Origin of the sequence: Novosphingopyxis sp., from assembly GCF_965218915.1 — a bacterium.
Lineage (GTDB): Bacteria > Pseudomonadota > Alphaproteobacteria > Sphingomonadales > Sphingomonadaceae > Novosphingopyxis.
Genome location: NZ_OZ244708.1, coordinates 2,194,867 through 2,217,171 on the forward strand (window position 1 = coordinate 2,194,867; position 22,305 = coordinate 2,217,171).

Annotated in this window: 28 protein-coding genes; 10 read left to right on the plus strand and 18 right to left on the minus strand. The window is 63.3% G+C overall.

Features of this window, described 5'->3' with window-relative positions; all coding sequences use genetic code 11:
• Positions 1-4 precede the first annotated feature (4 nt).
• Positions 5-1,213, minus strand: a complete 1,209-nt coding sequence (gene metZ, locus ACOQPC_RS10210; RefSeq protein ID WP_420605627.1) for an O-succinylhomoserine sulfhydrylase — start codon at positions 1,211-1,213, stop codon at positions 5-7.
• A 97-nt stretch (positions 1,214-1,310) separates the two neighbouring features.
• On the opposite strand from metZ, the gene ACOQPC_RS10215 reads away from it, so the two are divergent.
• Positions 1,311-2,627: a glycosyltransferase family 39 protein gene (locus ACOQPC_RS10215; RefSeq protein WP_420605628.1), complete on the plus strand. Its 1,317-nt coding sequence runs from the start codon at positions 1,311-1,313 to the stop codon at positions 2,625-2,627.
• Between the two features lie 194 nt (positions 2,628-2,821).
• On the opposite strand, the gene ACOQPC_RS10220 is transcribed toward ACOQPC_RS10215, so the two are convergent.
• The 13 genes from ACOQPC_RS10220 to ACOQPC_RS10280 form a co-directional block, all read right to left on the minus strand.
• Positions 2,822-3,967 (minus strand): glycosyltransferase family 2 protein, encoded by a 1,146-nt coding sequence (locus tag ACOQPC_RS10220; RefSeq protein ID WP_420605629.1) that lies wholly within the window; start codon positions 3,965-3,967, stop codon positions 2,822-2,824.
• A 28-nt stretch (positions 3,968-3,995) separates the two neighbouring features.
• Positions 3,996-4,730 carry a DNA repair protein RecO gene (recO, locus tag ACOQPC_RS10225; RefSeq protein ID WP_420605630.1) on the minus strand — a complete coding sequence of 245 codons (735 nt, stop codon included), beginning with the start codon at positions 4,728-4,730 and terminating at the stop codon, positions 3,996-3,998.
• Between the two features lie 271 nt (positions 4,731-5,001).
• The gene (locus ACOQPC_RS10230; protein WP_420605631.1) at positions 5,002-5,229 is read right to left on the minus strand and encodes a DUF433 domain-containing protein; all 228 of its coding nucleotides are present in this window, start codon (positions 5,227-5,229) and stop codon (positions 5,002-5,004) included.
• An 80-nt stretch (positions 5,230-5,309) separates the two neighbouring features.
• Positions 5,310-5,627: a TM2 domain-containing protein gene (locus ACOQPC_RS10235; protein ID WP_420605632.1), complete on the minus strand. Its 318-nt coding sequence runs from the start codon at positions 5,625-5,627 to the stop codon at positions 5,310-5,312.
• A 52-nt stretch (positions 5,628-5,679) separates the two neighbouring features.
• Positions 5,680-7,632, minus strand: a complete 1,953-nt coding sequence (uvrC, locus tag ACOQPC_RS10240; protein ID WP_420605633.1) for an excinuclease ABC subunit UvrC — start codon at positions 7,630-7,632, stop codon at positions 5,680-5,682.
• A gap of 179 nt (positions 7,633-7,811) precedes the next feature.
• Positions 7,812-8,372 (minus strand): hypothetical protein, encoded by a 561-nt coding sequence (locus tag ACOQPC_RS10245; protein WP_420605634.1) that lies wholly within the window; start codon positions 8,370-8,372, stop codon positions 7,812-7,814.
• Positions 8,372-8,869, minus strand: coding sequence for an ATPase (locus ACOQPC_RS10250; RefSeq protein ID WP_420605635.1), 498 nt, complete (start codon positions 8,867-8,869; stop codon positions 8,372-8,374). The genes ACOQPC_RS10245 and ACOQPC_RS10250 overlap by 1 nt, the downstream gene beginning before the upstream one ends.
• A 37-nt stretch (positions 8,870-8,906) precedes the next feature.
• Complete coding sequence (locus ACOQPC_RS10255) at positions 8,907-9,131, minus strand: F0F1 ATP synthase subunit C (protein ID WP_420605636.1); 225 nt, start codon at positions 9,129-9,131, stop codon at positions 8,907-8,909.
• Positions 9,132-9,164: 33 nt separating this feature from the next.
• On the minus strand, positions 9,165-9,902 hold the full coding sequence (locus ACOQPC_RS10260) for a F0F1 ATP synthase subunit A (protein WP_420608120.1): 738 nt from the start codon (positions 9,900-9,902) through the stop codon (positions 9,165-9,167).
• Between the two features lie 17 nt (positions 9,903-9,919).
• A complete protein-coding gene (locus tag ACOQPC_RS10265) occupies positions 9,920-10,231 on the minus strand; it encodes an AtpZ/AtpI family protein (RefSeq protein WP_420605637.1) in 312 nt (103 codons plus the stop codon).
• Positions 10,232-10,549: 318 nt separating this feature from the next.
• Entirely contained in the window at positions 10,550-10,930 is a 381-nt protein-coding gene (locus ACOQPC_RS10270) for a YdbL family protein (protein WP_420605638.1), read from the minus strand.
• The gene (locus tag ACOQPC_RS10275) at positions 10,930-11,130 is read right to left on the minus strand and encodes a YnbE family lipoprotein (protein WP_420605639.1); all 201 of its coding nucleotides are present in this window, start codon (positions 11,128-11,130) and stop codon (positions 10,930-10,932) included. Before ACOQPC_RS10275 ends, ACOQPC_RS10270 begins: the two co-directional genes overlap by 1 nt.
• Positions 11,127-14,324: an intermembrane phospholipid transport protein YdbH family protein gene (locus ACOQPC_RS10280; protein ID WP_420605640.1), complete on the minus strand. Its 3,198-nt coding sequence runs from the start codon at positions 14,322-14,324 to the stop codon at positions 11,127-11,129. The genes ACOQPC_RS10275 and ACOQPC_RS10280 overlap by 4 nt, the downstream gene beginning before the upstream one ends.
• Positions 14,325-14,405: 81 nt before the next feature.
• Here ACOQPC_RS10280 and radC point away from each other — a divergent pair, with 81 nt between their 5' ends.
• The gene (radC, locus tag ACOQPC_RS10285; protein ID WP_420605641.1) at positions 14,406-15,092 is read left to right on the plus strand and encodes a RadC family protein; all 687 of its coding nucleotides are present in this window, start codon (positions 14,406-14,408) and stop codon (positions 15,090-15,092) included.
• Positions 15,093-15,108: 16 nt separating this feature from the next.
• On the opposite strand, the gene ACOQPC_RS10290 is transcribed toward radC, so the two are convergent.
• Together ACOQPC_RS10290 and ACOQPC_RS10295 are read right to left on the minus strand one after the other, a co-directional pair.
• The gene (locus ACOQPC_RS10290) at positions 15,109-15,810 is read right to left on the minus strand and encodes a ZIP family metal transporter (RefSeq protein WP_420605642.1); all 702 of its coding nucleotides are present in this window, start codon (positions 15,808-15,810) and stop codon (positions 15,109-15,111) included.
• Positions 15,811-15,965: 155 nt separating this feature from the next.
• Positions 15,966-16,487 (minus strand): hypothetical protein, encoded by a 522-nt coding sequence (locus ACOQPC_RS10295; RefSeq protein WP_420605643.1) that lies wholly within the window; start codon positions 16,485-16,487, stop codon positions 15,966-15,968.
• Positions 16,488-16,819: 332 nt separating this feature from the next.
• On the opposite strand from ACOQPC_RS10295, the gene purB reads away from it, so the two are divergent.
• Positions 16,820-18,121, plus strand: coding sequence for an adenylosuccinate lyase (gene purB / locus ACOQPC_RS10300; protein ID WP_420605644.1), 1,302 nt, complete (start codon positions 16,820-16,822; stop codon positions 18,119-18,121).
• Between the two features lie 119 nt (positions 18,122-18,240).
• On the opposite strand, the gene pspF is transcribed toward purB, so the two are convergent.
• Positions 18,241-19,278 (minus strand): phage shock protein operon transcriptional activator, encoded by a 1,038-nt coding sequence (gene pspF, locus ACOQPC_RS10305; RefSeq protein WP_420605645.1) that lies wholly within the window; start codon positions 19,276-19,278, stop codon positions 18,241-18,243.
• A gap of 161 nt (positions 19,279-19,439) precedes the next feature.
• Here pspF and ACOQPC_RS10310 point away from each other — a divergent pair, with 161 nt between their 5' ends.
• The 7 genes from ACOQPC_RS10310 to ACOQPC_RS10340 all read left to right on the plus strand — a co-directional run bounded on the left by ACOQPC_RS10310 (position 19,440) and on the right by ACOQPC_RS10340 (position 21,921).
• Positions 19,440-19,592, plus strand: coding sequence for a hypothetical protein (locus ACOQPC_RS10310; RefSeq protein WP_420605646.1), 153 nt, complete (start codon positions 19,440-19,442; stop codon positions 19,590-19,592).
• Positions 19,593-19,642: 50 nt separating this feature from the next.
• The gene (pspA, locus tag ACOQPC_RS10315; RefSeq protein ID WP_420605647.1) at positions 19,643-20,314 is read left to right on the plus strand and encodes a phage shock protein PspA; all 672 of its coding nucleotides are present in this window, start codon (positions 19,643-19,645) and stop codon (positions 20,312-20,314) included.
• A 25-nt stretch (positions 20,315-20,339) separates the two neighbouring features.
• On the plus strand, positions 20,340-20,615 hold the full coding sequence (gene pspB / locus ACOQPC_RS10320) for an envelope stress response membrane protein PspB (RefSeq protein WP_420605648.1): 276 nt from the start codon (positions 20,340-20,342) through the stop codon (positions 20,613-20,615).
• A 1-nt stretch (position 20,616) separates the two neighbouring features.
• Positions 20,617-20,997, plus strand: coding sequence for an envelope stress response membrane protein PspC (pspC, locus tag ACOQPC_RS10325; RefSeq protein ID WP_420605649.1), 381 nt, complete (start codon positions 20,617-20,619; stop codon positions 20,995-20,997).
• A 102-nt stretch (positions 20,998-21,099) separates the two neighbouring features.
• On the plus strand, positions 21,100-21,357 hold the full coding sequence (locus ACOQPC_RS10330) for a hypothetical protein (RefSeq protein ID WP_420608121.1): 258 nt from the start codon (positions 21,100-21,102) through the stop codon (positions 21,355-21,357).
• A 31-nt stretch (positions 21,358-21,388) separates the two neighbouring features.
• On the plus strand, positions 21,389-21,655 hold the full coding sequence (locus ACOQPC_RS10335) for a hypothetical protein (RefSeq protein WP_420605650.1): 267 nt from the start codon (positions 21,389-21,391) through the stop codon (positions 21,653-21,655).
• Between the two features lie 26 nt (positions 21,656-21,681).
• Positions 21,682-21,921, plus strand: coding sequence for a hypothetical protein (locus ACOQPC_RS10340; protein WP_420605651.1), 240 nt, complete (start codon positions 21,682-21,684; stop codon positions 21,919-21,921).
• Between the two features lie 69 nt (positions 21,922-21,990).
• Here ACOQPC_RS10340 and ACOQPC_RS10345 read toward each other — a convergent pair whose 3' ends face one another.
• Complete coding sequence (locus tag ACOQPC_RS10345) at positions 21,991-22,287, minus strand: hypothetical protein (RefSeq protein WP_420605652.1); 297 nt, start codon at positions 22,285-22,287, stop codon at positions 21,991-21,993.
• Between the last annotated feature and the right edge of the window lie 18 nt (positions 22,288-22,305).

The window sequence follows — 22,305 nt, forward strand, 5'->3', positions numbered from 1 at the left end:
TCGATCACAGCCCGGCGGCCCCCAGCGCGCGATCGAGATCGTCGATCACATCGGCGACATCCTCCAGCCCGACATTGAGCCGCAGCATGTCCTCGCCGATGCCCACCTCGTCGCGCGCCTCGGCGCTCATGCTGGCATGGGTGGTGCTGGCGGGGTGACACATCAGGCTGCGTGAATCGCCGATGTTGTTGCTGATGTCGACCAGCTCCAGCGCGTCGAGCAGCGCATGCGCGCGTTCGCGCCCGCCGCCGACATGCAGCGACAGGATCGGCCCCGCCAGCTCCATCTGGCGCATCGCCAGATCGTGAAAGGGATCGGACGCGAGGCCGGGATAATTGACGCGCTCGACCCGCGCTTCGAGGAATTGTGCAACCTTCAGCGCGTTCTCGCTCTGCCTGCGGATACGCAGGTCGAGCGTTTCGAGACCCTTCAGCACCACCCAGGCGTTGAACGGCGCGAGCGTCGGCCCGGTGTTGCGGATGAATTTGAGGAGCGTGTCCTCGATAAATTCCTCGCTGCCGCAGACCGCGCCCGCCATCACGCGGCCCTGCCCGTCCATCATCTTGGTCGCGCTGTAAGCGACCACGTCCGCGCCGAGTTCCAGCGGGCGCTGCAGCACCGGCGTGGCGAACGCGTTGTCGACCACGCTGGTAATGCCGTGCGCCCGGGCGAGCCCGCAAATCGCTTTCAGATCGAGCACTTCCATCGTCGGATTGGCCGGAGTTTCGAAGAAAAACACCTTGGTCTCGGGCCGGATCGCCGCTTCCCAATTTTTGAGATCGCGGCCGTCGACCACCGTCGTGGCGATCCCGAATTTGGGCAGCAGCGTATCGGTGAGCCAGCGGCAGCTGCCGAACAGCGCGCGGCTCGCCACCACATGATCGCCCGCCTCGAGCTGGCACAGCAGGCTCGCGGTCATCGCCGCCATGCCGGTGGCCATCGACCGGCAGGCCTCGGCCCCGTCCAGCAGCGCGATGCGCCGTTCCAGCATTTCGACCGTGGGGTTCTGCAGGCGTGAATAGGTCATGCCCTGCTGCTCGCCCGCGAAGCGCGCGGCGGCGTCTCCGGCGCAATCATAGCTGTAGCCGGAGGTGAGGAACAACGCCTCGGACGTCTCGCCCCATTCGCTGCGCGCCGTGCCGCCGCGAATGGCGCGCGTGGCGGGCCGCCAGTTTTGGGTGATCTCCGGGTCTTGTCCGCTATGTCTCTTCATGGCGCATGCTTTGCGTATTCACAGGCTCCGCGTCAATGCGGGCGCTTGCCGTTGCCGCGCCGATTTTCTATCGCGCGGGCTTAGGGAGTATGCAGGCATGACCGATCGTTCAGACCATGGGTCACGGCATTGGACGGCGCGATTGAGCGCGCAGGGTTGGGCCACGTTGGCTGGGATCGCCGCGATCGTCTTCTTCTGCATCAATATCCAGCATCCCCATGCGCTGTTTTTCGACGAAACCTATTATGTGCCCGCCGCGCGCAACCTGATCGATCTCAGCACGCCGCTGAACCAGGAACATCCGCCTTTCGCCAAATGCCTGATCGCGCTCGGCATCACGATCTTCGGCGACGATGCCTGGGGCTGGCGCCTGCCGAGCGCCCTGTTCGGCGGGATCGCGCTGTTCGGCGCGCTGATGTTCGTATGGGAGCTGTACCGCAGCGCGCGCATCGCCGTGCTGACCGGCATCTTTTTGATCGCCGGGCACCTGCTGTTCATCCAGTCGCGGATCGCCATGCTCGACATTTTCATGGCGGCGTTCCTGATGCTGGCCTTGTGGCAGATCGCCGCCGCGGTGCGGGCCACCAGCGGCGCGCGGAAGCGGCTGGCATGGGCCGGCGCGATGCTCGGTCTGTCGATCGCCTGCAAATGGACCGCAGCGCCCTATGGCCTGGCGATCGGTGTCGGTTTCCTGCTGTGGCGGGGGGGCGGGCTGGGCCGGCGTGCCTGGAACCTCAAGACGCTGCTCATGGACCGGAGCGCCGGGCCGGTGCGCGGCGTCTCGCTGCTGGAAGCGGGGCTGCTTTTGGGCCTGCTGCCCGCGATCGTCTATCTCGCCACCTTCATTCCGATGTTCTTCTTCGCCGACAAAGCGGTGCCGCCTGCCGATATTCTATCCTATCAATGGCAGATGGCAAAGCGACAGTCCGGAACCATGGCGCCGCACCCCTATTCCAGCGTCTGGTGGCAGTGGATCATCGACGAGCGGCCGATCTGGTATCTTTACGAACAGGCGGAGGGTGCGATCCGCGGCGTATTGCTGCTCGGCAATCCGATCGTCATGTGGGCGGGGCTGCCGGCGCTGATCCTGAGCGTGATGATGGGCGTGAAGCTGAAAAACTGGGCGCTGTTCGTGCCGACCGGCCTGTGGCTCGTTGGCGTGGAAATCTGGATCGTCCTGCCCAAGAAAGTGACCTTCTATCACCATTATCTCGTGCCCAGTTTCTTCCTGATCATCGCGCTGGCGGCGACGATCGACTATCTCTGGCTGCGCGACCGCAAATATGTCGCGCCCGCCATCCTGCTGTTCGCGGCGCTGGCGGTGTTCGTCGATTTCTACCCCATCCTATCGGCCATGCCGTTGAGCGGGTCGCAGGCGTTCAACCATTGGATGTGGCTGCCAAGCTGGCGGTGATGCGGAAGACGCATCGCTACGCGCGGTGTTCCCGACTACATTCCCAAAACGGCGTCATTCCGGGCTTGACCCGGGATCCAGGGCGGGATGGCACTGCTGCTGGGCCCTGGATCCCGGATCAAGTCCGGGATGACGTTCCGCGTCGGGGGAGCCGCCGTTTCAAATGCATGGGCTGCAAGCGCCAGAGCAGGCGTCTAGTACCGCCCCCACACGAACCGGCTCGACAGCGCGAAATTCCACACCGCGCCCACCAGAATCCCCGCCAGCGCGGACAGCGTGAAGCCGACATAGGATTCGTCGTAGAGAAACGCGGCTATCCCGACATTGGCGACCGCGCCGACGCTGCAGAACAGGCAGAAACTGATCCACCCGCGCAGCATGGGCACGAAACCGGCAAGGCGCTTGTCGCGATAGGTCAGCGCGTTGTTGAGGAAGAAGTTGAACGTCATCGCGCCGATCGTCGCGCAGGCCTGCGACAGGATGAACGCCGTGTCGCGGGCAACGACGGAGCCAGTCTTCAGCCCTCCGAACACGCTCGTTAGGATCGCGAAATGCACCGCGATGCCGACCACGCCGATCGTCGCGAACAGGGCGAAGCGCACCGGCAGGATACGGCCGAACAGGCGGTCGTACAACGCCAGCAGATATTCGAACGCCACCACCCGGTCGAGCTTGCTTTCGCCCTCCTCGCGCACCGAAAAAGTGTAAGGCAGTTCGGCGATCCTCATCGGCTCGCGTGCCACGGTGACGATATCGAGCAGGATCTTGAAGCCGATGCCGGACAGCTTGGGCGCGACGCGGCGAAAACGCTCGGAGCGAATCATGAAGAAACCGCTCATCGGATCGCTGAGCGTCAGGTTCAGCAATTTCGTGCCGATCCGCGTGGCGAATTGCGATTTCCTGAGCCGTGCCTCGTCCCAGTCGCCGGTGCCGCCGCCCTCGACGAAGCGCGAGCCGACCACGAGGTCCAGTTTTTCATCCTCGCGCAGCTTGGCCATCATCAGCGGCAACAGGTTTGCATCATGCTGCAGATCGGCGTCCATCACCGCGACCAGGGGTGCGCCGGTGGCCATTATCCCCTCGATACAGGCCGAGCTCAGCCCGCGCCGCCCGAGCCGTTCGATCACGCGGATGCGCCGGTCCGCGCGCGATCGGTCGCGCAGCATCTGCGCGGTGTGATCGGGGCTGTTGTCGTCGACGAACACCGCCTCCCAGACGATGCCCTCCAGCACGCGGCCCAGCGTGGCGATCACGCGGTCGACATTGGACGCTTCGTTGAACGTGGGCAGGACGACCGCCAGTTCGATCGCATGCTCGTGTCGGATATCCCCCGGAATCATGGGCGCCTCCCTGCCCTGCCCGCGCGCCTCAATCAAGCATCCGCTGGATGCGCGCGATCATTTGTTCACGCCCGGCCATGATATCGGAGCGCCGTTCGGCGAACAGGCTGCGCTCCAGGAAGAAACCGGTGAGCGCGAAGCCATCGATAATATCGCGCCAGTCGGGTCGCTCGTCGGCGATCAGGAAGCGCGGCAAGGGCAGCAGCCGCGTCTTGTAACCCTCGCCCGCGGCGCGCGACACTGCGCGCGCGCTGCGCGGGCTGACATAGGCCAGATCGTCGGCCGCCCCGGTCGCCGCGCAGCTCGAAAGGTCGAGCCCGAAGCCCAATTCGGCGAGCAGCAGCAGCTCGTAGCGCGCCATCGCCGTCGCCCAGCCGCGCGCCGAGGGTGCGTGGCAGATCGCATCGAGCAGCGCCGACAGCGCCAGGTAAAGCCGCGGATAGACGTTCTCCTCGGGCAAGGTCGCGGCGGTCAGCGTGGTCGCCCAGTCGAGCGCGGCGGCGGCGAGCGGCTCGCCGAGCCACGGCGCGCGGCTGGCCACCAGCTCCACGGTCAGCCCGGCGAGTTGCTCCGGCGTGCGCGCGCGGAACTCCGCCTGCACCAGGTTCGACGGTATCAGGATCGGCCGCACCCGCCGCGACCGCCCGCCGCGCACATAGCCCGCGATCAGCCCGCCCTCCGGCGTGAACAGCCGCGCGATCGCGCCGTGCTCGCCATGATGGCGCACGGAGCAGACGATGGCCTGGGTCGAGAGATGGGGCATATTCTAGTCTGCCCCCCAAATCGATAGCCCTGAGCCTCTCGAGAGCCTCTTACGATATCAAGCCGCCCTCCGACAGGGTAATTACATCGGCCACAAAGTCGTCCCACTTGCTCGTCACCCCAGCGAAAGCTGGGGTCTCGGGCCCGAACGCAAGAACGCCCGAGATGCCAGCTTTCGCTGGCATGACGAACGAATGCTATTCAAAATATACGCTATCCAACGTTCGTCAAACTGAGACTGCAACGACGCAAGCTCGTTCGAGGAGCCGGATCTACGATTTCATTCGGCAGTGGTCAGTAGATCGCGCAGCGAATGCAAGGCAGGATCGGATAGCATCGGCGGTGACGTAAGGGAAGTCATCGAGGATATCCTGCTCGCTCGCTCCCCCAGCCAAAATATCGAGAATATCGCTCACCCGCGTTCTCGTGCCGTCGATCACCGGGCGGCCGCCGCAAATCTCCGGGATGGAAGACAAAAGGGGAAATCCGGCGATAGACATTCAAGCCAGCGGCCCCTCAAGATGCCATCCGTCAACGGACATAGACCAAATCATCCGCTCACTTACAAAGAGCGCCTCGCCTAGGCGGGCAAACCGCCCTCTGTCCCGACAAGTCTTTGGTCGCCACCCATTTGCAAGGAAATCTGCTGCCTGATTTCGTTTCGTTTCTCTCGGATCATTCCAGGAATCAAAAACGCATCGATGAGTATCCAGACAAAACCGATAACAATAAAATAGGACAGGATTTGAAGAACTGCGGTACCCGGGCGTCCAAGATAGAAGCGATGTGCGCTCACGAACCACAGAAAAAACCAGAGCAGGTATGCCGCACCTGTACTCGGCCCGTCATTCGTGACGCGTTGCTCGATCAAACTCAGTTCTGCCGTCGACAGGGCCATCTAAAATTCCCCCAACCAAGAAAACCACCATCGATGGTAGCGTCATTTTCCGTCAGCGCACATGAAAAAAGTCATAGACCGTCTGCGCCACGCTGTCGTTGACGCCGGGCGCACGTTTCAAGTTGTCGAGGCTGGCGCTCTTGACCGCCTTGGCGGTGCCGAAATGCATCAGCAGCGCGCGCTTGCGGGCCGGGCCGATGCCGGGCACCTCGTCGAGCGGGCTGGTGCCCATCGATTTTGCGCGTTTCTGGCGGTGCGCGCCGATGGCGAAACGGTGTGCCTCGTCGCGCAGCCGCTGGAGGTAGAACATGGCGGCGCCGTTGGGCGGCAGCGTGAAATCGCGGCCGTCTGGCATGTGAAACACCTCGCGCCCGTCGCGCCCGTGATGCGGGCCCTTGGCCACGCCGACCAGCGCGACATCCTCGATGCCCAGTTCTTCCAGCGCCGCCATCGATGCGGAGACCTGTCCGCGCCCGCCGTCGATCAGCACCAGATCGGGCCAGTCGCCTTTTTCGCGGTCGGGGTCTTCCTTCTGCGCGCGGGCGAAGCGGCGTTCGAGCACCTCGCGCATCATCGCGAAATCGTCGCCCGGCGCGGTCTCGGGACGCTTGATGTTGAACTTGCGATAGGCGTTCTTGCGGAACCCCTCCGGCCCCGCGACCACCATCGCGCCGATCGCGTTGGTGCCCTGGATGTGGCTGTTGTCGTAGACCTCGATCCGGTCCGGCGGACCGTCCAGATCGAACAGCTCGGCGACCTCCGCGAGCAGCTTCGTCTGGCTCGCGCCCTCGGCCAGCTTGCGGTCGAGCGCCTCCACCGCGTTGCGGCAGGCCTGGTCCATCATCTTGCGCCGATCGCCGCGCTGCGGCACGGTGATCGACACCCTGATCCCGGCGCGTTCGGACAGCGCCTCGCAAAACAGTTCGGGCTCCGCCAGTTCGCGGTCGAGCAGCAACAGCTTCGACGGCGGCACTTCCTCGTAGAATTGCGCCAGAAAACTTGCCAGCACCTCTTCATCGGGCACATCCTTCACATGGGCTGGAAAGAAGCTGCGATGGCCCCAATTCTGGCCCGCGCGAATGAAAAAGGCCTGGATGCAGACCTGGCCACCCTTGCTCGCCAGCGCGAAGATGTCCGCGTCAGACAGGCCCTGCGCGCTGATCGCCTGGCTGCCTTGTATAAAGGTGAGCGCTTTCAGCCGGTCGCGGTAGAGCGCCGCCATCTCGAAATCGAGATTTTCCGCGGCCTGCTCCATCTGCTTGCCCAGTTTCTCCTGCACACCGGTCGATTTTCCGCCGAGGAAATCCTGCGCGTCGCCGACCAGTTCGGCATAATCCGCCTCGTCGATCCGGCCGACGCAGGGCGCCGAGCAGCGGTTGATCTGATAGAGCAGGCACGGCCGCGAGCGGTTGTTGAAGAAGCTGTCGGTGCAGCTTCTGAGCAAAAACATCTTTTGAAGCGCGTTGAGCGTGCGGCCGACCGAGCCCGCGCTGGCGAACGGTCCGTAATATTGACCCTTCGCCCGGCGCGCGCCGCGATGCTTCTGGATGCGCGGGAAGGCGTGGTCCTGGCGCAGCAAAATATAGGGGAAGCTTTTGTCGTCGCGCAGCAGGACATTATAAGGTGGCCGGTAGCGCTTGATCAGCTGCGCCTCGAGCAGCAGCGCCTCGGCCTCGCTCTCGGTGGTCACGATCGTCATGCCGCGGGTTTGCGAGACCATGCGCTGCAGCCGCGCGGGCAGCTGCGCCCATTGCGTGTAGTTCACCACCCGCGATTTCAGGCTGCGCGCCTTGCCGACATAGAGCACCTCGCCGCCGCTATCGTGCATGCGGTAGACGCCGGGGCGCTGCGGCAGCGTCTTCCACACGTTGCGGATCGCGGCCACGCCCGCCTCCAGGTCCGGCTGATCGGACCCGCGCACGGTATAGGCGGATTTTTCCTCATTGAACCGGCTCGGCGCATTGGGCTGATCCGGGCGCCCGGCTTTGTTTTCAGGTGGAGGCATGGGGGGAAGATAGGGGGTGCGCGGCGGCTAGGGAAGCGGGAGCGGGCGACGAAGTCTCTATAGCATCGTCATCCCGGGCTCGACCCGGGATCCAGGGCCCAGCCGCAGGGCCATCTCGCCCTGGATCCCGGATCAAGTCCGGGATGACGGGAAAATTGCGAAAGGGGCTCCGGCGAGCCTCAGTTCAGCGCCTTGATCGCGTTGTCGATCATCGGCTTGTCGGCCGCGGCGTTGTGCTGGTCGGCGATCAGTTCCTGCGCGGCCATGGCGGCGGCGGCGGCGGCGCGGGCACGCAGATCGCTGACCGCGCTGCGTTCGGCCGCGCCGATCTTGTCCTTCGCCATCTGTTCGCGCCGGGCGACAAGATTGCGCGAATCCTTCTGCGCCTTGGCGATCAGCTGCGCGGCCTCGGTCCGGGCCTGTTCCAGGATCGCGGCGGCATCGCCCGCGCTCGCCTGCTGCTGGCGTTTGGCCTCGGCGAGCAGCGCTTCGGCGTCCTTGCGGATCGCCTCCGCATCGTCGAGCGACCGCCTCGTCGCGGCGATGCGCGCGTCGAGCCCGGCGGTCAGCGTCTTGTGCGCCTTTAGCCAGACAATCGCGACAACGATGAAAATACTGACGCCGACATAGACCCAGCCCTCTGCGTTGAGACCGAGCAGATAGGGGCCATGATCGTCCGGCGCATGCACTTCCGCGCTCGTGCCGCCCACGGCCTGTTCCGCCACCACTGCATGGGTCATCAGCTTGCGCCCCCCGCCAGTGCGGCCTTGGCGGCGCCGCGCGCCTTGGCCTCGGGCGGGGCCTTGCCGGTGATGCGATCGACGATGGAGACCGCGCTTTCGGTGGCCACCGTCTCGATCTCCTGCATCGCCGCGGCGCGCGCTTCGGCGATCCGCCCCTCGGCGGCCTCGATCTCGACATCGCTGGCCCTGGTCGCTTCGGCGAGCCGCGCCTCGGTGGTGCGGCCGGCTTCGGTCTTGGCATCAGCCAGCGCCACGCGCGCATCGTCACGCGCCTTGGCGATACCGGCCTTGTAATCCGCTTCCAGCTGGTCGGCGGACTGTTTGGCCGCGGCGGCGGCGTCGATGTCGCCGTTCACCTTATCCTCGCGATGCTCCATGACCCGGCCCAGCTTCGGCAGCGTCAACCGCACGACCCCGAAATACAGGATCGCGAAGAATATCCCCAGCCAGAACAGCTGCGGGATCAGGACGGTGTCGAATTCGAACTGGGGCATGGGTTCGCTCAGTCAGCCTATTACGGTTCGGCCGGGCTCAGGAAAAGGCCAGCGCCAGCGCGACGACGGCGGCGATCAGGCCGAGCGCCTCGGTCACGGCGAAACCGAAGATCAGGCGTCCGCCCATCTTGGCATCGGCTTCCGGATTGCGGAGCGCGCTGTTCAGATACTGGCCGAAGATCGAGCCGACGCCGATGGCCGCCAGGCCCGCACCGATGGCCGCAAGTCCAGCGCCGATTACGCGTGCTGCTTCAGGATCCATGTCGTATTCCTTTCGTAAGATTTATTTGATCGATTAGTGAAGGTTGATCGCATCGTTGAGATAGATCGAGGCGAGAAGCGCGAAGACATAGGCCTGCACGACGGCGATCAGGATTTCGAGCGCGGTCAGCGCCACGTTCACCGCCAGCGGCAGGATGCCGAGCACATAAGGGAGCGCGCCGAAACTTCCGAGCGCCACCACAAAGGTGCCGAACACCTTTAGCAGGACATGGCCCGCGGTCATGTTCGCGAACAGACGAATGGCGAGCGTGAACGGACGCGAGAGGAAGCTCAGAAACTCGATCAGGCCCACAAACACGGCCAGCGGGAAGAAGGTGTTCTTCGGCCAGAACAGGCTGAGGAACTTGAAGCCGTGCTTCCAGAAACCGACGATGCAGACAATGATGAACACCAGAAACGCAAGGCCCAGCGTCACCGCGATATGGCTGGTCGGCGTAAACGCGCCGACCCAGGGGATCAGGCCCAGGATATTGCAGGCTAGCACGAACACGAACACCGCGAAGATCAGCGGCGCGAAGGCGCGGCCCTTGGGGCCGACATTCTCGTCCAGCATGCTCCGGATGAAATCATAGATATATTCGACCGCGGCCTGCCAGCGGCCGGGCACCAGTTGTGGCCGTGCGGTGCCGACGAACAGGAAGATCGCGATCGCGGCGAGCGCGATGAGCATCCACAGCGAGCTGTTGGTAAAGCTGAGATCATAGCCGTTCGCCTGAATCGGCTGCAGCACCTTGATCTCGAACTGTTCCATCGGATTGGCCACGGCGCTTACTTCCTGTTGCCGGTGTCGGGATCGGAATCGAACGAGGCACTGGTCTTCATCGCGCGGCGGGTGCCGGCGGCGAAACCCAGGATCAGCAACACGATCATCGCCCACGGCCCGGTGTCCAGCCATTTGTCGATGCCGAAGCCGATCAGGCCCGAAACGAGGACCGCGCCGATGAACTCGATGCCCACGGCCCAGCCGCGGCTTTCCGCGCGGCCTTCCTCATTCGTCATGGCATGGCGCTGCCGGTCCTGCGCATCCTTGATGCGCTGGTCCAGATCGTCCGCGCCGTCCTGCCTGCGATCGTCCGCCAAAATCCGTTCCCGAACCGATTCTTGTGCCACATAAACAAAGGACCGCCGGTGACCGGCGGGCCTCGTGCCGACAGTCCATCTGTCTGAGCGCGGTCCGTTTAGAAAAGGCGGCTGGTCAAGTCAACCGGGGTGAGGGTGAAGATGGGCATCCTTTTCCCGGCCTCGCCTATGGCGGGATGCTAGCCCGCTCGGATGTTCGACGTCATTGCGAGGAGCGCGGCGACGCGGCAATCCGGGGCGATGCAGCGCTGCCCTTTCGATGTCCGCGCCGCAACGGCCCTGGATTGCTTCGTTGACGCTCGCAATGACGAAGAAATATTATGGGCAGCGCGGATCGCGCGTCGGGGCGCCGCCATTGCGGGTGGCCCACTGGCCACCGGGGGTCTGGTATTTCTCGCCGGGCGAGCTTTGTTGGATCAGGCGGCAACCGGTGGTGAAGGCGAACTGTTCCACGGTCGACCCGGCATCGGCCGCGCTCTTGGTGTACGCCGCCTTGCGCTTGATGTTGAGATCCTCGACCAGCGCGCGGATCGCCGATGATGGCGCGACAACGAACCCGAGATAACCATCCGGCTTTTCACCAATCAAACCTTGCGTACGCGCCTGCTGGTAAGCAGGATCGCGCTGTGCCTGAACGGCCGTAGCAGTCAGCGAAATGGCCGCTGCCGTCGCCGCTATGAGTGCCATTCGCTTAAACATCAGAATATCTCCGCTTCTTTCTTGATCAGTTCCTGGGCATCGCTGTCCAGCCTGTAAACCACTTCCTGCTGAATGTTGATATTCAACTCGATCACGATCGGCTCGGTCGGCGCCTCGACCGACACACACCCCCCTAGGGATAAGGGGCAGGCCAGCGCCAGCACCGATCCGAACCGACCGCAATTCGTCCATTTCGTCATGGCATATTCTCGCTTTCGCTGGGCTGAACGCCGGTATTCGCTTCGCTGTCGCTATTCGTCGGACCACCCGGATCGGACTGATCCTGCAGCCGCTGCTGGATTTCATCGATATTGCGCTGCTGTTCGATCAGGCTGGGCAAATTCTGCTTAATGAGCAAGGTCGGATCGTAATAACTCCGCACCGAGCTGATCAGCTGCAGGAACGGCCCACGGATGTTCACGTTGAACTGAATCGGCAGCTGGGCGATCGCGCGGCTGATGAAATTGCGCTTGGCCCCTTTGCCCTGCTGCAAACCGGAAAATTTGACCTGCGTCACCATTTCACCGCCCAGATCCCCGTCGAGCGCAATCGTCAGCGCGCGGTAGCGGATCGACTTGAGCATGTCGAAGGCCAGATTGGCATAGGTGGAGAGGTCCTTGTAGGTCAGCTCGCCGACATAGGCGATCGTGCCGCCGCCATCGCGCGAGACCAGGCGCCCGCCCTCGATATGGCCGCCGGACTGGTCGAAGATCATCGGCAGGGTGCCGTCGAACACGCCGGTGGCCTGCAGATTTTCGAAGCCGAAGCGCTCCATGAATATGGCGATGTCCATGCCGGTGACCTCGAACGTCAGCGTCTTGGCGGCATCTCCGCCCAGATCGAGGATGGTGGGATCGAGATGGATCGTGCCGCCCGCGAACGGCCAGGTCGCGCCCTCCACCCGCACCCGCTGGCCGGGCAGCAACTGGTAAGACAATATGCCGTCCAGAACTTCGATGCCGGGATTGACGGAACCGAGCGCGATCTTTTGCCCCGGCGCGGTTTCAAGGCCGAGCAGATCGTCGAAGCGGATCCTGCCCGCCAGCGTCTGGACCGGGCCAAAGGGCGCGGCGAGATCGAGGCCCTTGGTGGTGAACGTGCCGGTGCTGGTCACCCGATCGCCGGTCCAGTCGATATGGCCATCGCCCGACACGCTGCCAGAGACATTGGCGACGACACCCAGCGCCAGCCGCGTCAAGGCATCAGGCTGCAATATGTCGTTGAAGGCAAGATCGCGCACCGTCAGATCGGCATGGCCCGATGCGTCCGCGAAATCATGGACCAGATCGACATCGGCGACCTTGGTGCCGGTCGCGGGTTCGGCCAGCACGCCGGTGGCGGTGATGCGGTTGCCCGCGAAGCGCAGCGCGACATCGCGGCCGGTCAGCGGCTCGAACCGGTCGACCAGCTCGGCATCGTCGACGCGCAAGCCCCCGGTGAGATCGAACACGCCCTGTTCGAGGCGCCATTCGCCCACCGCTTCACTCAGCAGCAAGGGCACGTTGCCGATGCGCCCCGAGCCACCCGCGAGCGTGCCGCTGAGCTCCGCGCTGCCGAAGCGCCCATTGAACTGATCGGCATCGAAAATGGTGCGACTCTCGGGCTTGCCGAGCCGCACCTCGAGCGCGTCGGCGGCAAAGCCCGCGAGCGTCACGTCGACAGCGGCCGAGGCGATGGTGATCGGCGTTTCGCCCAGCCGTCCTGCCAGATCGGGTGCCACCACGCTGGCATCGGCCCTGGCGCCGCCATTGCCGACCGTCAGCAGCGATCCGTTTTTCGGGCAGACCCGTAGCCGATCGCTCGCAAGCGTCAGGCTCGACAGGCGAAACGCCTCGAACCCGATGGTCTGGCAGGCATTCCACAGCGCCAGCCGCCCGGCATTGGAGTATAAGCCCTGCACCGGCAGATCGAGCCCGGTGACATAGCCGCCGAACAGCGGCCCGGTCATCGTGGCGCGCCCGCCCAGCGCAGTGCCGCCGGGGGCGGGCCGGAAGGCGAGTTCGGGCAGCGACAGCCGCGCATCGTCCGTGCCGTAATCGGCCAGCTGGAGCCGCCCCGCATAGCCATTGCCCGACGGCGTAAGGTCGAGCACGGCCTGCGGCAGGCCGCCGCCCGCCAGCCGGATCTGTCCGTCCAGCCGGGGATGCCATCCCCGCGCATCCTTCGAAACGCGCAAATCGTCGACCAGCACGGCCATCGCCCCCGATGCCGCGTCGGCACGAAGCCCCGAAAGCATGGCATATTGCTCGCCCGTCCCGCCGACCGCCGCCTGCAGCGAAGCCGACAGGTCGATCGAACGCACCGCCTGACGCCCGGCGCCGGCAAGTTTTTCCAGAACCGGCTTCAGCGGCGTCGAGCCGAGACCGCGTGCGGCTCCGTCAAGCGGATCGAGCAGACTCGCAGGCAGCCGCAGCCCGCCGAGCCGAGGCTCGCCGGTCAGCAACGCGCGCATGCCCTGATCCGTCTGCCGCAGTCGCAGATCGCCCTTCAGACTGGCGCTGCGTGCCGCAATGTCCGGGCCGCCGATCGTGCTGGCCGCGACATCGAGCCCGATCTGGTTGCGCTCGGCATTGCCGTAGAAATCGATCGATCCGCGCATATTGGCGGCGCTGTAACCGCTTGCGCCAAGTCGATAGGCGGTAAAATTGCTACTGCCGGTCCAGCTTTTGAGCGTGTCCGACAAGGTCAGATCGAGCTGCTGCTCCATCCCGGCGAGCGAGAAGCCATCACAGCCAAGCCCGCCATTGCGCAGCGGCCCCGTCAGATGTGGGCGCCCCTTCTGGATCGCCAAAGTTCCGAAAAAACTCGATTGCCGCGCGTTGCAGCCGCCGATCTGCAGATTGTCGGTGACCGCGGCGACCTGCCCCGCAAATCCGTCCGCCAGCTCGCCCTGCCCCACCAGCTTGATGCCGACATTGCCATAAGGCGTCGCCAGCCGCACCCGCGCGTCGGACAGGGTCGCGAAAATCTCGGGCAGCGCAAAGGGCGCCGTGCTGGTGGGATCGCGAAATTTGTCGATCTGGCCGAAGCTCAGCCCCTGATCCGTCAGCCGCCCGTAAAGCCGCACGCCATCGGCACGCACCCGCGCCACTTTTGCGCCGAGGCCGTTGGGCACCAGGTCGACCTCCACCCAATTGGCGGTGAGGTCCGGCTTCGTCGGATCGCCGATCACGACATCCTCGATGCGCTGCGTCTCGAAGCCGATCTTGGCGATCCGGTAGCTGGCGCGCACGTCGCGTTTGACCAGCTCGTCCTTGATGAACCCGTCGGCGATCTGGGTGCGTTGAATCCAGGCGAACAACAGCAGCACGACGAACAACAGAAGCGCGCCGTAGAAAATATGGCGACGCCGAAAACGCCGGCGCTTGGGAATGGGTTCGTCCGCGACTTCCACGGGCCCGGCTTTGCGGCAAAGCAAGCGGGGTTTCAATCATAATGGCTTGCGCTAATCCCTTGTGAAGGGGGGATACGAATCATGGGCGAAATCCACGAGCATCATGGCAAGGGTCATCGCGAACGATTGCGTGAACGCCTGCTCAGGCGCGGCGGCGAGGCGCTCGGCGATCACGAGCTGATCGAATATCTGCTCGCGCTGGCGATACCGCGCCGCGATACCAAGACGCTGGCGAAAGCGCTGATCATGGAATTTGGCGGCTTTTCCGCGCTGCTATCGGCCGATGCGGAGGCGATCGCCAAGCAGCCGGGCATGGGAGAGACCAGCACCGCGGCGATCAAGATCGTGCAGGCCGCCGCCTTGCGCCTGATCAGCGAGCCCGCGCGCACCCGCCCGATCCTGTCGAGCTGGCAGGCGCTGTCCGATTATCTGCACGCCGACATGGCGCACCGCGCGACCGAGCGCGTGCGCGTGCTCCATCTCGACGGCAAGAACCGCCTGATCCGCGATGAGCTCGCCAGCGAAGGTTCGATCGACGAAGCCGCGGTCTACACACGCGAGATCATCCGCCGCGCGCTCGATCTGGGCAGCACCGCGCTGATCCTGGTCCACAACCATCCCAGCGGCGACGCCACGCCGAGCCGCGCCGACATCGCCCTCACCCGCGACATTCTGGAGGCGGGCAAGCGGCTCAACATTCAGGTCCACGACCATCTGATCATCGGCAAGGACGGCCATACGAGCATGCGCGGCCAGGGGCTGATCTAGGGCATGCGCGCCGCTGCTAACCGCCCAGTTCGCCGAGCGCGAGCGCCAAAACGAGGCCGATCGCGACCGCAATTCCGGTCCAGTAATTATCCTCTTTGAACGCCTTGGGAAATACCGCTGTCGCCAGCGAGGCAACGACAGCCCCCGCTGCAAACCCCTGCATCGCGGCAAGCAAATGCTTTGATACGTGGCTCAGCGCCAAATTGCCGACGATGGCCGCCACTGACAACAGCAAGGCGGTCAGCGCCCACAGTCCCAGGACTTTGCCCTTGCCATGTCCGTCAGCGGCCATTTCCTTGGCTCCGCCAGCCGCTTCGGGCAGGTTCGATAGAAAAATGGCCCCGGCCAGCGCAGCGATTTGCATGAAACCGGCGCCGATCAAGGCAATTCCAAGCGCAATATTTTCAGGAATACCATCCAACGTAATCGCAGCAAGCAAACCGCCACCACTATCCTCGCCTATCTTCTTGTCGATCCACCAATCGCACAGGCTATATATACCCGCTCCCGCAGCTACGGAGAGGAAAACCACAGGCAATGTGCTGCGCTGGATCGCAGGCTGAATCAGCTCGGCCACAACGGAGACGATCAGGGCCCCGCCCGCGAGCGCAATGAGAAACCCCTCGAGATGTGCGTGCAAGGAACCGTAAATTCCCCAAGCAGCCCCGATCAGCAAGGCGGCAGAAACAACGACTACGGTAACGATAAGAGTTAGCATGGCCCCATGTGCCATCCTACTGAAGGCCTTACAATTGCTATTAGCGCGAAGCCGATTCCGCTCCGACGAAATGAACGAAGCGCCGCCTCGAGGGGACAAGGCGGCGCTCCATCTTCGGCCAGAGGGGTGGATAAGGCCGCTCGATTTCGGCCGGATCAACCGGCGAGCAGAACCTTCAGCTCGTCCTTCGAAACTCCGGCATTCTTGTCGGTATCGGCCTGTGCGAACGCCTTGCCGGTCCAGTCCGCTACCGCCGCTTCATCGGCGTCCGGTATTTCGGCATGATGCAGCGGGGCCAGCCATGCTGCGAATTCGTCCTTATTCAGTTCGCCACTGCTGTCGCCGTCATAGGACGGAAATTGCTGTTCGACGAACTGATCGACCGCGCCGGGATCGTTCGTGCCTGGATCTTCAGTCGTCGCCTCATCATCATCCATGGTGGAAGGAGGCGTGGCCGCTTCCGGATCATCGCTCTCGCTTTTATCGATGGGTTTGGACGGCGTAGTCTGCGCAGCGGTCGTCTGATCGGTGGTGGTTTCGTCGGTCAAGGTTTCATCCATAGTCGCATCGTCCGCCAAATCTTCCGGCGGCGTGGTCAGGTCGCCATCAGGGGCGGTTTCCTGGGTAGCCGGATCGGTTTGCGTGTCCGTTCCGGCCTCCTGCGCCAGCGCCGGCATACAAAGCGCCAGAGCACTGGCGGTGATGACAAGTTTCAACATGATCATTCTCCTTCAAAGGCGCTTTTTGCGCGCTTTGCGGCGGGGGAACCGCAGGCTACCGATCCAGTTCCTCGGCCTTTCCTGTTGGTCGCTCCGGATGTTCGCTTGAACTCCGACCCGTTTCAGATTTACGGCAAAATGGTCGCGGTGGCATTTATTTCCTATTCTCGGGAGCTTTCGCGAAATGGCTTTTGCCCGAACCGGATTCGGTGAGCCAGATTGCCGCCCCGCGCGCGCTCTGCTAGCGGCGCGGCCAAACTTCCGAAACTTGCCATAGAGGCTAATTCGCCATGGTCCCCCGTTACGCCCGCCCCGCCATGACCGCCATCTGGGAGCCGGAGGCGAAATTCCGCATCTGGTTCGAGATCGAGGCCCACGCCACCGACGCGCTGGCCGAGCTTGGCGTGGTGCCGAAGGAGGCCGCGCAGGCAATCTGGGACAAGGGCGCGTTCGAGGTGGAACGAATCGACGCGATCGAGGCCGAGGTAAAGCATGACGTGATCGCGTTCCTGACCAATGTGGCCGAACATGTCGGACCCGAGGCACGCTTCATGCATCAGGGCATGACCAGCTCGGACGTTCTCGACACCTGCCTGGCGGTGCAACTGGCGCGCGCCACCGACTTGCTCTTGGAAGACATGGATGCGCTGCTCGCCGCGCTGAAGCGCCGCGCGATGGAGCATAAGTTCACCCCCACCATCGGGCGCAGTCACGGCATTCATGCCGAGCCGCTGACCTTCGGCATGAAGCTGGCGCAGGCCTATGCCGAGTTCGACCGCGGTCGCAAACGACTGAAAGCGGCGCGCGCAGAGATCGCGACCTGCGCGATCTCGGGCGCGGTCGGCACATTCGCCAATATTGATCCGCGCGTGGAAGAGCATGTCGCCGAAAAGATGGGGCTGAGCGTCGAGCCGGTATCCACGCAGGTGATCCCGCGCGATCGCCATGCCATGTATTTCGCCACGCTCGCCGTCATCGCCAGCTCGGTCGAGCGGCTGGCGACCGAGGTGCGCCATCTGCAACGCACCGAGGTGCTGGAGGCGGAGGAATTTTTCTCGCTCGGCCAGAAGGGGTCGAGCGCGATGCCGCACAAGCGCAACCCGGTGCTGACCGAAAACCTCACCGGGCTGGCGCGCATGGTGCGCGGCTATGCGCTGCCCGCGATGGAGAATGTCGCGCTGTGGCATGAGCGCGATATCTCGCACAGCTCGGTCGAGCGTTATATCGGGCCGGACGCCACGATCACGCTCGATTTCGCGCTGGCGCGGCTGACCGGGGTCGTGGAAAAGCTGCTGGTCTATCCGGAGCGGATGCAGGCCAATCTCGACAAGATGGGTGGGCTGGTTCACTCGCAGCGCGTGCTGCTGGCGCTGACGCAGGCAGGGATCAGCCGCGAAGCTGCGTACCGGATCGTCCAGCGCAACGCGATGCAGGTGTGGGACTCGGGCGGCGAGAAGCGGCTGCTCGATCTGCTCAAGGCCGATCCGGATGTCACCGCGAAGCTGACCCACGCAGAGATCGAGGAGCGGTTCGATCTCGATTATCATTTCAAGCAGATCGACACGATTTTCGCGCGGGTGTTCGGCGAATAAGGATTAAGGAACGGCTGGATCAACGCGTTCCCCCGCGAAGGCCGGGGTCCATCGGGTGACGTTCGGTGCTGGACTCCGGCCTTTGCCGGAGAACGACATCACGCATATTACCTCCCGCATCACGTTGTCAGGTCGTGCTTCTTGATGCAGTGGCGCAGCTGATCGTAGCTGAGGCCGAGCGCCTTGGCCGTCTGCCGCTGATTGTAGCGATGCCTCGCCAGCGCATGTTCGACGATCGTGCGTTCATACGCCTCGGTCGCGGCTTTCAGATCGTCGATCGTCTCGAAATCGGTGCCGAGCGCCTCCTTGGCGGGTTCGGCCACGCTGTCGACCAAGTCCTTGCGCGCCCTGCCCTCCGCCGCGGCCTGTTCCGGGTTCGGCCGCCATGGCGAGACAAACGGATCGAAAATGATGTGATCAATCGCGCCGTCCTTCTCCGACCAGCGATAGATTGCGCGTTCGATCACATTACGGAGCTCGCGCACATTGCCGGGCCAAGGGTGACGCTCAAGGGCCTCGCTTGCGAGCCGACCAAATCCGGGCCAGCTCTCCCATCCTATTTCGGCGGCCATACGACGCCCGAAATAATCGGAAAGCACCGCGATATCGCCTTCGCGCGCGCGTAGCGGCGGCAGCGTCACCACCTCGAAGCTCAGTCGATCGAGCAGATCGGCACGAAAGCGATTCTGCTCGACCATCGCGGGCAGATGGGCATTGGTCGCCGCAACTATGCGCACGTCGACCTTGGCCGGCCGCGAGGCTCCGATCCGCGTCACCTCGCCATATTCCACCGCGCGCAGCAGACGTTCCTGCGCCGCCATCGACAGCGTGCCCAACTCGTCGAGAAACAAGGTGCCGCCATCGGCCTCTTCGAACCGGCCCGCGCGCGCGCGCGTCGCGCCGGTAAAGGCGCCCTGTTCATGGCCGAACAACTCGGCCTCGATCAGCGTTTCGGGCAGCGCGGCGCAGTTCATCGTGATCAGCGGTCCGCCCCAACGAGGGCTTAGGCGGTGAAGTCGCTCGGCGATCAACTCTTTGCCGGTACCGCGCTCGCCGATCACCAGCACCGGTCGGTTGAGTTCGGCAGCCTTCGAGGCACGCTCGACCGCATCGAGGAAGGCCCCAGACTGACCGATAAATTGATTGTCGCGCTCCATACCCAAACATTGGCATATTTCACCAACATGCCGCAACAAAAACCTAACATCGTGCTCGCGGCTTTCCCGAAAAGCCTCGGAAAAGCTGCGTTTTCGGCGATTGGCACAGTTTTCGCTAAGCAGATGGCAAATGGAAAACAAACTCATACCCGGAGCGTCCCATGCGCCATCGCAAGTCCCAGCAGCTCGCAGCCGGAGCCATGGCAATCATGCTGCTTCTCTCGGTTATCCTGCTGAACGCGCTCGACCCGTCGTTGATGGCGGCCGCCGGCCCGACCCAGGCTGGTGGGCCGACCGTCAGCTATCTGGCCTAAGCGCCCCGACGCGCGCCCCCGCCCGCAACAGTAACAATGGAGTGTCCTTCATGAGTATCTTCTCCCGCACCCGCGACATCGTCGCCGCCAACGTCACCGAAATCCTCGACCGGTCGGAGGATCCGGCCAAGATGATCCGCATGATCATCCTCGAAATGGAAGAGACGCTGGTCGAGGTTCGCGCCTCTGCCGCGCGCACGATCGCCGATCAGAAGGAACTGCGCCGTCATATCGACAAGCTCGACACGCTGCAGCGGGACTGGACCGAGAAGGCGCAGCTCGCGCTATCGAAAGACCGCGAGGACCTGGCCAAGGCCGCGCTCGTCGAAAAACGCAAGGCCAGCGACATGGCCGAACAGCTACGCGCCGAGACCAATGTGCTGGAGGATGCGCTGAAGGCGTCCGAGCAGGACATCCAGAATCTGCAGAACAAGCTGCAGGATGCCCGCGGTCGTCAGAACAACATCATGACCCGCTTGGAAAGCGCGGAGAATCAAGTTCGCCTGCGTTCCATGTATAATGGCGAAAAGGTCAAAGATGCCTTCTCACGCTTCGATATTCTCGAACGCCGCGTGGACGAAGCGCAGGGCCGCGCCGACGCACTCAGCCTGGGTGACAAACGCCCGCAGTCGCTGGGAGACGAGATCGCCGCGCTGGAAACCAGCGACCAGGTCGACGACGAACTGGCGGCAATGAAGCAAGCCATGAAGAAGGAGGGCTGAGCCGATGGAAGACGTTGCAGGAATTATGACCGGCTTTTTCGCAATTGCCGTGCTGTTTCTCGGGCTCCCGTGGCTAATCTTTCATTATGTCACGAAATGGAAAACCTCGGCCACGCTGACCAATGACGATGAGAAACTGCTCGGCGACATGTACGACATGGCCCGCCGCTTCGAGGAGCGCATCGAAACGATCGAACGCATCATCGCCGCCGACAATCCCGACTGGCGCCCCACCCGCCTCGAGCAGGACGAGCAGCGCCTGACCCTGGAAAATATTCGCTCGCTGGAAAGGAACCGCTGACATGGCCGGCACGCACACCAAATTCTATCTCGACAAGCAGAATGCCAAATGGAAAGGCGTCTGCGCGGGAATTACGGACTATACCGGCGTCGATGTGGTCTGGGTCCGCATTGCCGCGATAATCCTGACGCTCGCCGGCGGCTTCCCTTGGACACTGATCGCCTATATCGCCGCCGCCTGGGCCGCACCAAAAAAGCCGATCGATCTTTATGTCGATCAAAACGACAAAAAATTCTGGCAGGGCGTGCGCCAGTCGCCGACCCGCACCGCCCGCGAGGTTCGCTCGCGCTTCCGCGACGTCGACCGCCGCCTGGCCGACATGGAAGTCTATTACACGAGCAAGAACACGCGCCTCGCCGATGAAATCGAGAGCCTGCGCTGATTGCCGAAAATCCTAATCTGAAAAGTCACGGGAGCTACGAGAATGGAACTATTTAATAGCGCAGGTTATGTCACGATCGCCATAATCGCCATAATCGCCTCGATGGGCAGCTGGGTCTTCACCACTTGGCTCAAGGTAAAGAACGGCTATCCGCTTGAAAACGGCTGGGGTAAGGCTCTCTACCCGCGCAAAAACGAAGAAGTCGTCGAGCGGGTCAAGCTGATCAGCCAGGAAAATGCCCAGCTCAAGGCCGAACTCGGCGCGGTCAAGGACAGGCTCGCCAATGTCGAGCGCATCGTCACCGACGACAGCCACCGCCTGAGTCACGAAATCGAAAGCCTGCGCGGGCCGGCCAACTGACCGACACGCATCAGAAAAGGAAACCGACCCGATGTTCAACAATCCTTTCTCCATGGTCGTCGCGATCGTCCTGATCTGCGCCATCGCCGGCGTTCTGCGGGCGCGCTTCAAAGCCCAGCACGGCATTTACGAAGACGAAAAAGGCAAGGATATCCGGTTTCACGACCCGGAAGCCGATCGCCTGCGTAGTGAAGTCAAGCAGCTCAAGGATCGCATCGCCGTCCTGGAGCGCGTCATCACCGATGAACGCGGCCCCCGCGAACTGGACCGCGAGATCGAAAAACTGCGCGACCGCTGAGCGCGCGAGACCGACAGGAGACCGTCATGCCGACCGATCCGACCACTGTCCTGATGATCGCGGGTTTCGCCTTTGCCGCCCTGCTTACCGTCGCGCTGATCGGCTTACGCGGCTGGCGCGACTGGCTTCAGCTCAAGCATGCCGAGATCGGCGCCGGCGCCCTGCACGACCGACCCTTGCCCAGCGGCAGCGCGCGGATCGAAGTCGCGGATTTGAAAGAGCGCGTCCGCAAGCTGGAAGCGATCGCCAGCGGCATTGAGCTCTGAGGGTTTAATCCCGAACTTCAATTTCAGCATCTATCCGTTTCGAACAAGGGCCGTTTCGAACAAGAGATTTCATTCCGGCATGATTTCCGTCGAATATTTGTTCGTCATGCCAACGGAAGCTGGCATCTCGGGCGTCATGGCCATCAGGCCCGAGACCCCAGCTTTCGCTGGGGTGACGAAGAACAAGTCTGTTTGGCCTGATGGGACAGCCTCCCCAATCTCCGTTCGGGCTGAGTCCGTCGAAACCCTGTCCTCCTCCTTTCGCGGGGTCTGCCATAAAAGACAGTGCAGTCCTTCGACAAGCTCAGGACGAACGGATTTGAAATTTTCTTCTAGGACATATGCAGGGTATTGCGGCGCTTTCATATCCCCCTGCCCAGCTGC